10 protein-coding genes are annotated in these 13,385 nt (G+C 61.5%); 8 read left to right on the forward strand and 2 right to left on the reverse strand.

Annotated features, from left to right (window positions below; all coding sequences use genetic code 11):
• The first annotated feature begins 6 nt into the window (after positions 1–6).
• The 5 genes from E3W21_RS05125 to E3W21_RS05145 all read left to right on the forward strand — a co-directional run bounded on the left by E3W21_RS05125 (position 7) and on the right by E3W21_RS05145 (position 6,024).
• Positions 7–1,686 carry an FAD-binding protein gene (locus E3W21_RS05125; protein ID WP_134418687.1) on the forward strand — a complete coding sequence of 560 codons (1,680 nt, stop codon included), beginning with the start codon at positions 7–9 and terminating at the stop codon, positions 1,684–1,686.
• Positions 1,674–2,429: a glucose 1-dehydrogenase gene (locus tag E3W21_RS05130; protein WP_134418688.1), complete on the forward strand. Its 756-nt coding sequence runs from the start codon at positions 1,674–1,676 to the stop codon at positions 2,427–2,429. Before E3W21_RS05125 ends, E3W21_RS05130 begins: the two co-directional genes overlap by 13 nt.
• A 13-nt stretch (positions 2,430–2,442) precedes the next feature.
• Positions 2,443–3,525 carry a ferredoxin--NADP reductase gene (locus tag E3W21_RS05135; RefSeq protein ID WP_134418689.1) on the forward strand — a complete coding sequence of 361 codons (1,083 nt, stop codon included), beginning with the start codon at positions 2,443–2,445 and terminating at the stop codon, positions 3,523–3,525.
• 99 nt (positions 3,526–3,624) lie between these two features.
• Positions 3,625–4,371, forward strand: coding sequence for an SDR family NAD(P)-dependent oxidoreductase (locus tag E3W21_RS05140; protein ID WP_129443163.1), 747 nt, complete (start codon positions 3,625–3,627; stop codon positions 4,369–4,371).
• Between the two features lie 72 nt (positions 4,372–4,443).
• On the forward strand, positions 4,444–6,024 hold the full coding sequence (locus E3W21_RS05145) for a FadD3 family acyl-CoA ligase (RefSeq protein WP_134418690.1): 1,581 nt from the start codon (positions 4,444–4,446) through the stop codon (positions 6,022–6,024).
• 169 nt (positions 6,025–6,193) lie between these two features.
• Here E3W21_RS05145 and E3W21_RS05150 read toward each other — a convergent pair whose 3' ends face one another.
• Complete coding sequence (locus E3W21_RS05150) at positions 6,194–7,075, reverse strand: SDR family NAD(P)-dependent oxidoreductase (protein WP_134418691.1); 882 nt, start codon at positions 7,073–7,075, stop codon at positions 6,194–6,196.
• Positions 7,072–8,814: an FAD-dependent oxidoreductase gene (locus E3W21_RS05155; protein WP_134418692.1), complete on the reverse strand. Its 1,743-nt coding sequence runs from the start codon at positions 8,812–8,814 to the stop codon at positions 7,072–7,074. Before E3W21_RS05155 ends, E3W21_RS05150 begins: the two co-directional genes overlap by 4 nt.
• Before the next feature lie 381 nt (positions 8,815–9,195).
• Here E3W21_RS05155 and E3W21_RS05160 point away from each other — a divergent pair, with 381 nt between their 5' ends.
• The 3 genes from E3W21_RS05160 (at position 9,196) to surE (ending at position 13,232) form a co-directional block, all read left to right on the forward strand.
• The gene (locus E3W21_RS05160) at positions 9,196–10,773 is read left to right on the forward strand and encodes a DUF1302 domain-containing protein (RefSeq protein WP_134418693.1); all 1,578 of its coding nucleotides are present in this window, start codon (positions 9,196–9,198) and stop codon (positions 10,771–10,773) included.
• Between the two features lie 23 nt (positions 10,774–10,796).
• A complete protein-coding gene (locus E3W21_RS05165) occupies positions 10,797–12,176 on the forward strand; it encodes a DUF1329 domain-containing protein (RefSeq protein ID WP_134418694.1) in 1,380 nt (459 codons plus the stop codon).
• Positions 12,177–12,254: 78 nt separating this feature from the next.
• The gene (gene surE / locus E3W21_RS05170; protein ID WP_134418695.1) at positions 12,255–13,232 is read left to right on the forward strand and encodes a 5'/3'-nucleotidase SurE; all 978 of its coding nucleotides are present in this window, start codon (positions 12,255–12,257) and stop codon (positions 13,230–13,232) included.
• Positions 13,233–13,385 lie beyond the last annotated feature (153 nt).

Genomic DNA, 13,385 nt, shown 5'->3' on the forward strand with positions numbered 1-13,385 from the left:
GAAAAAATGGACAGCCTGAACGGGTTGACGGCGTTGCGAGTGAGCAGCGCCGACCAGCTGAACTGGGATGATCGCTGCGACTTGCTGGTGGTCGGTTTCGGCGGCGCCGGCGCCTGTGCCGCCATCGAAGCCGCCAGTCGCGGATTGACGGTGCTGGCGCTGGACCGCTTTGAAGGTGGCGGCGCCACCGCGATCAGTGGCGGAGTGGTGTATGCCGGTGGCGGCACGCCGTATCAGCGCCAGGCTGGCTATGAAGACAGCAGCGAAGCGATGTTCAACTACCTGCGCCAGGAAGTCGGCGAAGCCGTCAGCAGTCAGACGCTGCGTAGTTTCTGCGAAGGCAGTGCCGAACAACTGGCGTGGCTTGAGCGTCAGGGTGTCGCGTTCGAATCCAGCGTACCGCCGCATAAAACTTCGTACCCGAGCGACCAGTACTACCTTTATTACTCCGGCAACGAAGCCGTACCGGCCTATGCCGCCATTGCCAAACCGGCACCTCGCGGTCACCGCACCAAAGGCCCCGGCATGTCCGGCGCCAGCCTGTTCGCCCCGCTCAAGGCCAGCGCCTTGCGTCACGGTGCGCGCCTGCGCAGCCAGTGCGAAGTGCGGCGGCTGGTGCTCGACACCAACGATCACGTGTTGGGGGTCGAAGCCTGGCACATGCCGCCCGGTAGTCGCGCAGCCCGTCAACATGCCCGGCTTTCGCGCTGGGCCAGCGCCATCCACATGTACGCCCCGGCATTGGCCGACCGTTTGCGCGCTCGCTTGCGACGCATCGAACAAACCAGTGCCGAACGCCAGCTGATTCGCGCCGAACAGGGTGTGTTGCTGAGCAGCGGCGGTTTTATCTTCAATCGCGGGTGGGTCCGCCAGCATGCGCCGCAGTATCTGGCCGGTTTGCCGCTGGGGACCACAGGCTGTAACGGCAGCGGAATCGCCCTGGGCCAGAGTGCCGGTGGCAGCGTGGCGCGGATGGACAAGGTCAGCGCCTGGCGTTTTATCAATCCACCACTGGCCTGGGCCCGAGGGTTGATCGTCAATGCTCGGGGTCAGCGTTACGCCAACGAAGAAATCTACGGTGCGACCCTCGGCCACGCGATGGTCGAAGAGCAGGACGGTCGCGCGATTCTGATTCTCAACCGGGCGCTGGTGCGCGAGGCATTGCGTCAGGTCGGGCCGGGCCAGGTCTGGCAATTCCAACGCCTGCCGGTGCTGCTCAATTTGCTGTTTAACGCCCGGCGCAGCAACAGCTTGACGAAGCTGGCCAAGCGTTGCGGATTGCCCATCGAGGTCCTGCGACAGAGCGTGGAAACCTATAGCCGCGCCGCGCGGGGCGAAGTCGTTGATACGTTCGGCAAGTCGCAAGCCATGCTCGCCGACATGGACCAGGGGCCGTGGTACGCCCTCGATCTGTCATTCGCCAGCCGCCTGTTTCCCTGCCCTGTCATCACCCTTGGCGGGCTGAAAGTCTGCGAGCACAGCGGTCAGGTGCTGGACCACGCGGGTCAGCCGATCCGTGGTCTGTACAGCGCCGGCCGCAATGCAGTCGGGATCGCTTCCAACCTTTATGTCTCCGGCCTGTCGCTGGCCGATTGCATCTATTCCGGTCGCCGGGCCGCTGCCCATCTGGCCGATCAAGTCGCACTTCAAACCACATGCTCAGGAGAACAACAATGCAACGTGTAGAAGGCAAAGTCTGCATCATCACCGGCGCCGCCAGCGGCATCGGTCGCGAAGACGCCCTGCTGCTGGCCCGTGAAGGCGCCAAAGTCGTGCTGACCGATCTCAACGAAGAAGCCGGACGCCAGGTCGCCGCAGAAATCGGCAGCAATGCGATGTTCATTCGCCATGACATCGCCAGCGAAAGCGATTGGCAACACGTGATCAAAACCACCCTGGAACACTTCGGGCGCCTCGACGTACTGGTGAACAACGCTGCGATTCTGGCCTTGGGCAGCATCGAAGACACCACGCTGGAACTGTGGCAGAAGGTGCAGAAAATCAATGGAGACGGGTACTTTCTCGGCTGCAAATACGCGATCCAGGCCATGAAGGAAACCGGCGGTGGCTCGATCATCAATATGTCGTCGGTGGCGGCGCTGGGTGCGATGCCGATGTTCTGTGCCTACTCGGCGTCCAAAGGCGCGGTGGCGGCAATGACTCGCTCGATTGCCTTGCACTGCAAGCAACAGGGTTATCGCATTCGCTGCAACAGCGTGCATCCGGATGGCGTCAACACGCCGATGACCCAGGCCTTGACCGGCGGCCAGCCGATCCCTCAGGAAGCCCTCGACCAAGACCCGATGAATCGTATGTGCGCCCCTCGGGACATTGCCAATGTGGTGCTGTTCCTCGCCACTGACGAGTCACGTTTCGTCAACGGTGCCGAGATCCGCGTCGATAACGCCCAATTGATCAGCGGGCTTTGAGGCCGAGGTGAACATGGGCACGCAACAGCAGAACCTGAAACCGGCCGAATCAGCGACGGGAAGCTACTCATTGCAAGTGTGCGCGGTGATCGACGAGACCTTTGATGCGCGCTCGCTGGTGCTGGATATACCGCCAACCTTGCGTGAGCGCTTTCGTTACAAACCGGGCCAGTTCCTGACCTTTCGCGTGCCTTGCGCCGGCAAGCTGTTGACCCGCTGTTACTCCATGGCCAGCTCGCCACTGTCGGATGCGCTGCCCAAGGTGACGGTGAAACGGGTCGAGGGCGGCCGGGTGTCGAACTGGATGAACGAAGTCCAGGTCGGTGACTGGCTGGAGGTGTTGCCGCCGGCGGGGCATTTCTGCCTGAACGAGGAGCAATCGGTTGATAGACCGCTGGTGCTGTTCAGCGGCGGGTCGGGCATCACCCCGGTATTTTCCATTCTCAAATCGACACTGCGCAGCAGCCAGCGGCCGATCAAGTTGATCTACGCCAACCGTGATGAAGCCTCGGTGATTTTCAAGGATGAGTTATGTCAGTTGATCAAGGCGCATCCTGATCAACTGCACCTGGTGCACGTCCTCGACTCGGTTCAGGGTTTCCTGACCGACGCCCAGGTGCGTCATCTGCTGCGCGGTTCGGCTGGCGGTGACTACTTCATCTGCGGACCAGGGCCGTTCATGGAGACTGTGGAGCGCACGTTGCTGGGACTGGGTGAAGCCGCCGAACGCATCCATGTCGAGCGCTTTGTCTCGCCTCCGGATCCCGACGAACTACTCGCTGAAGCAACCCTGGCTCGGGCCGCGGCCCTCGGATCACTGTGCGAGGCGCTGATTGTCGAGCTCGATGGTCAACCGCACGAGATTGCCTGCCGCCCCGGCGACACCCTGCTGCAAAGTTGCAAAGCCGCGGGCCTGGACGTGCCCTCTTCTTGCGAAGAAGGTTTTTGCGGGGCCTGCATGTGCGTCGTCCAGGAAGGTGAGATCCAGCTGGCACGCAACGATGTGCTCAGCCCCAAAGAATTGGCCGAAGGCTGGACGCTGGCCTGCCAGAGCCATCCAACCGGCGCCCGGGTACGGTTGAAATTCCCGGATTAAACGTCCGTCAGCCATAGTCTCAACGGACGATAACCTTGGCCGGGTCTGCGGTTAGACTCGGCCACAGCATTAGCCCACAACAATAAAAGAGGTGCAGTTATGGCTCGTTTGCAGAACAAGGTCGCGGTGGTTACCGGCGGCGCTTCAGGGATCGGTCTGGCCTGTGTGCGCCGCTTCGCCGCTGAAGGCGCGCAAGTGGTCGGGCTGGACATCGGCACCGCACCGGCGGATTTCCCTGGCCTGTTCATGACCCTCGATGTGCGCGATGAAGCGCAGGTCCAGCAGGTCATGCAAGAAGTCATCGGCCACTTCGGGCGCATCGACGTGCTGGTCAACGCGGCCGGCGTCGCCGACCAGGGCAGCGTGACCCAGACCACCACCGCCAACTGGCAACGGGTGATGGACATCAACCTGACGGGCAGCATGCTCACCAGTAAATACGCACTGGAATCGATGGTGTCGCAACGTAGCGGTTCGATCATCAATGTCGGCTCGATCTTCGGCCTGCAAGGCTGCGACGGCAACGTTGCTTATAACGTCTCCAAGGGCGGCATCAACCAGCTGACCCGCTCGATGGCCATTGATTACGGCTACGCCAATGTCCGCGTCAACGGCTTGTGCCCCGGCCTGATCGAAACGCCGATGACCAGCATGGTCCGCGAGCAGGAAGCCTTCCACGCCTTCTTCGCCTCGCAGCACATGCTCAACCGCTCCGGGCAACCGGAAGAAGTGGCCAACGTCGCGCTGTTCCTGGCGTCAGACGAAGCGTCCTTTGTCAGCGGCCAGATGATCGCCGTGGACGGTGGTTTCTCCGCCGGTCGCCGCTTCGCCCCGCCCGCCCAGTAATTCGCTATCCGGCCGGGCGCCCTGCCCGGCCCACTCCCTTTTTCGCCACTGTCTTCTAACCGGGGAGGCCCCATGCCGCCTGTCGCAACCGCACTGACCATCGCTCAACTGTTCGCCAACGCTGCCCAGGCCTACGGCGACCGCCCGGCCATCGAGGATGACGGGCGCTCGATCAGCTACCGGGAACTCGATCAACTGCGCCGCCAAGCCGCCCGCGCGCTACTGGCACTGGACGTTCAAGCCGGGGATCGGGTGGCGATCTGGGCGCCTAATATGTGGGAATGGATCGTGGCCGCCGGTGCGCTACAAAGTGTCGGCGCAGCACTGGTGCCACTCAACACCCGCATGAAGGGCAGCGAGGCTGGTTACATCCTTCGCGAAAGCGGTGCCTGCGTGCTGTTTGCCATCGGTGAATTTCTGGGTGCCGATTACCCGCGCATGCTGGCGTCTGAAGCACTGCCGGCGCTACGGCAGATCGTCACCTTGCGCGACGGTGGTTCGGGCACCCTGAACTGGGATGACTTCCTCGACCTGGGCGCAGACGTTTCGCAATTGTCCCTGCGAACCCGCGAACAAAGCTTTGGCCCACAAGCGCTGTCCGACCTGCTGTTCACCTCGGGCACCACCGGCAAGCCCAAAGGCGTGATGACCAACCATGGACAAAACCTGCGGGTGGTGCGCGACTGGAGCGAGGTGGTGGGTTTGCGTGAGGGCGATCGCTACCTGATCGTCAATCCGTTCTTCCATTCCTTCGGTTACAAGGCCGGTTGGCTGGCGGCGCTGATGCGCGGCTGCACCATCGTGCCGCAGCAGGTGTTCGATGTGCAGGCGGTGCTTGAATGCGTCGAGCGCGAACGGATCACCGTGCTGCCCGGCCCGCCGACGCTCTATCAGTCATTGCTTGCCCATCCGCAACGCAGCGAATTTGACCTGACGTCATTGCGGGTAGCGGTGACGGGTGCCGCGGCGATTCCGGTGGAGATGATCCGGCGGATGCGTGACGAACTGGGGTTTGCCACCATCGTCACCGCCTACGGTCTTACCGAAGTCTGTGGTTTTGCGACGATCTGCCGTCCTGGTGATTCGCCGGAATTGGTCGCCAACACTAGCGGCCGGGCCATGCCTGGCGTGGAAATCCGCTGCGTTGGCAGCACCGGCCACAGCCAACCGGCCAATGTTCCCGGCGAGGTTCAGGTGCGCGGCTACAACCTGATGCAGGGTTATTTCAATGATCCGCAGGCCAGCCGGGAACTCCTCGATGCCGACGGCTGGTTGCACACCGGGGACATCGGCGTGCTCGACGAACAGGGTTACCTGCGCATCACCGACCGCCTCAAAGACATGTTCATCACTGGAGGTTTCAACGTGTACCCGGCGGAGATCGAACACTGTTTGCTGACCTACCCCGGCGTGGCCCAGGTCGCGGTGATCGGCATCCCCGATGAACGTCTTGGTGAAGTGGCAATGGCGTTCCTGCTGCCGGCTCCAGGCATCGAGATCGAGCAAGCCCGATTCCTCGCCTGGTGCCGTGAGCAGATGGCCAACTACAAAGTCCCGCGCCGGGTGCGGGTGCTTGAGAGCATGCCGCTCAACGCAGCGGGCAAAGTGACCAAGAATGTGTTGCGCGAGTGGGCTGAGTTGGATGCTGAATAAATCCCCAAACCTGTAGCAGCTGGCGCNAGCCTGCGTTCGGCTGCGCAGCAGTCGTAAAATCAGCTACCTCGGTTGGACAGGTTAACCGCATGAGCTGGATTGACGACTGCTGCGCAGCCGAACGCAGGCTGCGCCAGCTGCTACAGGGATAAAGCAGTATTTGAGATCGTCAGATCACCCGTGCCGGATGCTGCTGGCGCGGGTCGCCGAGCATGGCGCGGTGGGAAGGTGGCTGGCGGCCGCCGGCTTCGCAGATGCCGTAACCGGCGGCGATTTCGGCGGTGATTAATGTCTGCCCGGAGAACGTCATCAANNNCTGCGGGTCATTGAGCAATGCGTGAATCACCCGGCCATTGAATTGCGGGGTTTCGGCATTGGCCAGAAAGGCCTTGTATTGCTCGCCATGTTGCTCGCCGGCTATCCGGGTGCGTTCGGTCAGTTGCGGGCCTAGCCACAGCGATAACGCCGCCACGCCTCTCCCTTCGAAGTCGATGGCCATGTCGGCCGCCAACTTGTCGCAACCCGCTTTTTGCGCGCCATACGCAGGGCCATGCATGTAACACCCGGCGCCGAATGACGAGGTGAAACAGATCAGCCCCTGCCCTCTTCTCAGCAACAAGGGCGCGGCATAGTAGCTGGCGATATAGGCCGACCGCAGACCAACATCGAGGATCCGCACCAGGTCCAGCGGTTTCTCCCAAAAAGGTCCCGGCTCGATCAACTGGTCATGAATGAACGCGGCATTGTTCACCAGCAAATCCAGTTGCCCACATTCCTTTTCAACCCGGGCGAATAGTGCCTGGACCTGCGCATCATCGGCATGATCGCAGACCACCGCGATCCCCCGCCCACCTGCCGCAGTAATCGCGGCAGCCGTGTCCTTGAGTGAGCCGCGCAATGCATGCCCATACAAATTCGATCCACCGTGCTCCGGCGCACGGCCGGTGACGAACACCGTCATGCCCGCAGCGCCAAGGGCCAGGGCGACGCCCTGACCGACCCCGCGACTGGCGCCGGTCACCACCGCGACTTGTTTAAGTGGCTGATTCATTCGACGCTCCTGAACAGGCTTTTGGCCGAGTTGGTCTCGCTCTGACACTTGATGTGATTGGCCGCCACGTAACCGAAGGTCATTGCCGGGCCGATGGTCGAGCCGGCGCCCGGGTACGTGCGCCCCATCATCGAAGCGGCGCTGTTGCCGATGGCATACAAACCGTTGATGGGTTGCCCGTCCTCATGCAATACGCGGGCGTGAACATCGGTCAGCAAACCACCCTTGGTGCCGATATCCCCGGCATCAATGCGCACGGCGTAGAAGGGACCTTTGAGCAACGGCGCCAGGCAAGGATTGGGCTGCACATTCGGATCACCGTAGTAGCGATCGAACAGCGATTCACCTTTATGGAAATCAGCATCGACACCCTGCACAGCCATGCCGTTGAAACGCTGCACCGTACGGACCAGACCGGCACCGTCGACGCCGATTTTTTCTGCCAGCGCCTGCAAACTCGCAGCCTTGTAAAAGTACTCGCGCAGATGCTCGGGCAGCTGCCAATCGGGCTGCGCGTAGCCTGGTAGTAACGCGCCGCAGGGGTACTTGCGGCGGAATTCGGCGTCGAACATCATCCAGCACGGCACACTCACCGCGCCTTCGCGATTGTTGGCGTACATCGCGTAAACGATATCGGTATAGGGCGCGGCTTCGTTGACGAAGCGTTCGCCGGCAGAGTTGACCAGCACGCAGCCAGGCAAGGTCCGTTCGACGAACAGCGCGCGCTGTTTTTCCTCACCCTGGACATGAGTGGTCGGCGCCCACCAGCTATGGTCCATCAGCGCAGTGCGAGCACCGATTGCCTGACCGGCGCGAATGCCGTCACCGGTATTGTGCGGCGGTGTGGCACTCCAGGTGGCCTGGGTCGGCTGTGGCAGATACTGCGTACGCATCGCCTGATTACGCTCGAAACCACCGGCCGCGATGATCACGCCGTAGCGTGCCTTGACGTTGAGTAATTGCCCGTCGCGACAGACGCGAGCGCCGCCAACCCGATCACCAACGAGCAGCAGTTCTTCCAGTGCACAGTTCAGCCAAAGGGACTTGCCGCGATCCTGCAACGAACAGCGCAAGGCGCCGATCAATGCATTGCCAAGGGTCAGGAAACGGTCGCGGCGTGACAGCCGCCGCCCCTCGCGGTCACGCCAATAACGCCACATCACCCGCAGCGTCAGTCGCAACCAGCCAGGGCCACGACACAGCAGAACCTGCGCCTCTTTCATGGTCATCGCCATGCGTCCCATCATCAGTGTTCCGGGGGATGGCGCACGCATGCGCAGAAACTCCTCACCCAGTTCGGCGGCATCAAACGGTTGCGGGTCCATGGAGCGGTAGCCCGGTTTTCCGCCTTCGACTTCCGGGTAGTAATCGGCATAGCGAGGCTGCGCCTCGAAACGCACGCGGGTCTGTTGCTCAAGGTATTCGACCATCTCGCGGCCGTGTTCGACATAGGCTTCGATACGCCCGTCATCGATCTCGCCATGGGTCACCGCGCGGATATAGGCGATCGCTTCTTCCGCTGAATCACTACCGCCCAGAGCTTTGATCCGATGGTTGTCCGGTATCCAGATGCCGCCGCCGGACACCGCCGAGGTGCCGCCGTATTCGGCGCTCTTCTCGATCAATAGCGCATTGAGCCCCAGATCGTGGGCACGCAGCGCCGCAGTCATTCCCCCCGCTCCGGAGCCAATCACCAGTACATCGCAGCACTCATCCCATTTGATCCCGGCAGCTTTCATGCGATCACCCTTGCTCAGCGCCCATCAGGCAAAAACCGCCGCCGCCAGATCTTCGCCCGGTGCAGTCGGTCTCGGGATTGTTCGCCGCGTGCCCTGAACGGTCATCGTCCGATGGGACTAAGCGCAGACTGCAGCCCCCTGATCCCCTGTAGGAGCTGTCGAGTGCAACGAGGCTGCGATCTCTTAAAAGGCCAGATCAAAAGATCGCAGCCTCGTTGCACTCGACAGCTCCTACAAGGATCCGGCGTTGCCGGCCCTGTGCAAATCGCTTAGTCCGCTTGGACGATGTTGCGCTCGAAAGCTGACTCCATAGTCGCCCACAGCACCAATCACCCCCCTGAAATGCAGGTCGGGCAGGTCTGACCTGGGCATGAGGACGACATGATAAAAACAATAATCGCCCCACAATCGCTGCACCCTCGCGTACAGCTGGCCATGCTCTTGCTGGCTGGTGGGCTGGGCAGTCAAGCCAGCGCCATGAGTTTCCAGCCGAACGAGGATTTGAGCGTCGACTGGGATACCACACTGACGTACAGCCTGGCCTGGCGGGCCGAGTCTCGCGATCACAAGCTGACGGCCAATGCCAACGGCAACGATGGCGACAACGCGTTCGACAAAGGCAGCCTGATTAACAACCGCAGCGGTTTTCTCACCGAGGCCAACATCAAATGGCGTGAGGATTACGGGGTGTTCCTGCGTGGGACGGGGTTCTACGACAACGTTTACGATCAGGGCAACGACAACGACACGGGCACCTCGAACTGCTTCGCCGGTGGTCATTGCAACCGTCCCGACCGGTTCTCCCAGGACACCATCGATCAACACCGCAATGAACTGCGCATGCTCGATTACTACGCGTATGGCACCTGGGACATCGGTGGCCACAACTTCAACGCGCGGCTCGGCAATCAGGTGGTGAGCTGGGGTGAAAGCCTGTTCTACCCCGGCATTTCCGCCGCCCAGAGCCCGGTGGATGCGACCAAGTCGACCACTCCCGGGGTTGAGGTCAAGGAGATCTTGCTGCCCGTCGGCCAATTGTTCACGCAGTTCAGCCTGACCGACAGCCTCGATCTGCAGGCCTACTACCAATACAAATGGGAAAAGACCGAGCTGTTCGGCGTGGGTAGCTACTTTTCCACCACCGACTTCATCGACGAGGGCGGCTTCAACGACGCCAGCGGTTTCCTGACACGCCTGGGTGACGACAAGCCGAGCGACAGCGGCCAATACGGTGTGGCCCTGACCTATGCGGCAGAGTCGCTGAACAACACCGAGTTCGGCCTCTACTACTCGCGCTACCACGACAAGACCCCGTCACTGGACTTCCAGACCGACCTGGGGCACTACCGGGTGCGCTACTTCGACAACATCGATCTTTACGGCGCGAGTTTCTCCACGGTGCTGGGCAGCGTGAGCTGGGCCGGTGAAGTCAGCTACCGCGACGGTCAGCCAGTGATGGTCGACAACGGTTTCTCAAGCCCGGTGCGCGGCAAAACCATGCAGGCGCAGACGTCGATGATCTACGTGCTCGGCCCGACATCATGGGCCGACAACACCACTCTCATCGGTGAGCTGGTCTACAACACCGTGCTCAGCAACGACAAGTCGGAACCTGTGACATTGGCCCCCGGATTCTCGCTGCCGGGCACCGACAGCCTGGTCTATGACCGCGACGCCTTCGGTTACACGGTTCAGGCGAACTTCGATTACAACAACGTGTTCAGCGGCTGGGACATGTCGGTGCCCGTCACCTACAGCACCGCCGCCCAGCATGACAGCGCACTGGTGGGCTCGATCAACTCAGGCCAGGGCGACGACCGCGCCAGCATCGGCAGCTCGTGGCGCTATCTGGGCAACTTCACCGTTGAAGCCCGTTACAACGCCTACCTGGGCAACGCCAACAACGCCCCGTTGGCCGACCGCGACAACGTCGCCCTCAACTTCAAATACCGGTTCTGAATCCCCTGATGGAGGAGCACAGCATGTCTAGATTCACCCACACATTGTTGGGCACGGCGTTGGCCGTCAGCCTGCTCGGCAGTGGCCTGGTTCAGGCCAAAATCAGCAATGAAGAAGCCGCACGCCTGGGTCAGGACCTGACCCCGATGGGTGCCGAGAAAGCGGGCAACGCCGACGGCAGCATCCCGGCCTGGACCGGAAAATGGCGCGGCTTGCCGCCGCAGCTCAAATACGCGGGCCCCGGCACGCCGTACCCGGACCCGTACGCGGCAGAAAAGCCGATGTTCGTGATCAACGCGCAGAACATGGACAAGTACGCCGACAACCTCACCGATGGCCAAAAAGCGTTGCTTAAACGCTACCCCGCGACCTTCAACATTCCGGTGTACCCGAGCCATCGCGACTTCCGTTTCGATCAGCGCCTGGAAGACCTCGTCAAGAAAAACGCGGTCAGTGCCGAACTGGCCAACGACAACAACGACACGCAAAACGCCTGGGGCGCCTCGCCGTTCCCGATTCCCAAGAACGGTAGCGAGTTGATGTTCAACCATACGCTGGCCGGACGCGCCAATACCGAAGAGGCCAACTACGGGCAGGCGGTGGTCTATTCCAACAAGGAACGTGTGCTCGAAGAGGTCAATTACAAGATCTTCTCGATCTGGTCCAGCCCGGATAAAACCCTGGAGAGCGCCAACGGCATTCTCACCAACTTCCTGATCACCACCCTGGAGCCGGTGCGCAAGAAAGGCGAGATTGTCGTCGGTCACGAGTTCATCAACCCGACCGCCTCACCTCGCCAGGCCTGGCAGTACAGCCCGGGTCAACGTCGGGTACGTCGTGCGCCAACTGTAGGCTATGACTCACCGAGCGGCGCCGGCGGTTTTCGGGTGTATGACGAAGACCGTTTGTTCAACGGTGCACCGGATCGCTACAACTGGACCATCGTCGGCAAGAAAGAAATCTACATTCCGTACCACAACTACAAGATCGACGACCCGAGCGTGAGTACCGACCAGATCCTGGCCACCACCGGCCACATCGATCCGCAGTACATGCGCTATGAAAAGCACCGCGTCTGGGTCTTGCAGGCAACACTTAAAGAAGGCGCCCGGCATGTTTACGCCAAGCGTGTGTTGTACCTGGACGAGGATTCCTGGGCCGCTACCCTGGCCGACAACTACGACAGCCGCGGCGTGCTCTGGCGCACCAACATGCAAACTTCGATCTACGCCTACGAGCTGCAGCGCTACCACGCTCGCCTCGGGATCTACCATGACCTGATCGCCGGCTCCTATCTGGTTGACCGTATGTTGATCGATCAAAAGCCCGCCAAACTCAACGCCACCGCCTTCACTGAAGACGAATTCACCCCCGGCAACCTGCGCAAACTCGGCACTCGCTAAGCCCTCTGCGCCCTGACCGAGTAACTCGGTCAGGGCGTTGTGCTTTTTTGAACTCGCTCATTTCACGGAAAACTCCCCATGAATAAATTGCTCACTGGCGTCATCGCCGTGGCCAGCGTCAGCCTGTCGATGCAGGCCAATGCCCTGAACATCCTGCTGACCAACGACGACGGTTGTCGGGCGCCCGGCATCGATGCGATGTACCGGGCGCTGACCGCCGCCGGGCATCAGGTGACCCTCGTTGGTCCGTTGAACGACAGCAGTGGCATCAGCGCGGCCAGCGTGGTCGTGCCCGGGCAGGCGTTGGCAGTGACCGAGTTGGCGCCAGGCAAATTTTGCGTCGGCCCACCCGAGGGCTACACCCCGCCCCCGGGCAAGACATCCGCCATCGGCACCCCGGTGGATGCAGTCAATGTTGGCCTGGACGTGCTGCTCAAAGGCAATCCGCCAGACCTGGTGGTGTCGGGCAGTAATTTTGGTGAAAACGTCGGCCCGCTGACGCAAATGTCCGGCACCTTGAACGCAGCGGTCCGCGCGATGTTCAAGGGCATTCCGGCGGTGGCGGTGTCGACGGCCATCGACATGGACCTGATCATCCGCGACCAACAGGCCGGCTACCGCAAAACCCTCGGCGCCATGGATGACACCGCCCGGTTTGCGGTGAAGGTTATCGAGCAGGCGAGTCTCGCGGGAGCTCAAGCCAAACAGGCCTGCGAAAAAAACAACCCCGACTGCGAATTGAACGTGCTCGGATTGCCGGGTGTCAGCGGGTTGAATATCAATTACCCGGCGCTGGCGGCCAGTGACGTCAAAGGCGTGAGTTTTGCCCCGATCGGCACTTGGGGCCGGGTGAACTTCACCTCCCAGCGCGGCGCCGACGGCGTGGTTCACGTCAACCTGGTCGCCCCGCCGACACCGACGACCGCCCAGCAACAGGCCGATGCGTATCAGTTGTGGCAAGGGCATGCGGTGATCACCGTGATCGACGGCAACATGAGTGCACCGGGTGCGGTGCAGGATCAGGCGAAGGAAATGCTGAGAGGAGTGAAACCTTAAGGCAACGCAGAACCTGTGGGAGCGAGCCTGCTCGCGAAGAGGCCGGCATATTCAACATCTATGTCGCGGGTAACTCCGCTTTCGCGAGCAAGCCCGCTCCCACAGTTGATCGTCGGTAAACACAAAGCCTGTGAACACCCTAAATCCCTTGTG

This window comes from Pseudomonas sp. F01002 (assembly GCF_004402115.1).
In the GTDB taxonomy this organism is placed as follows: Bacteria; Pseudomonadota; Gammaproteobacteria; order Pseudomonadales; family Pseudomonadaceae; genus Aquipseudomonas; species Aquipseudomonas frigoris.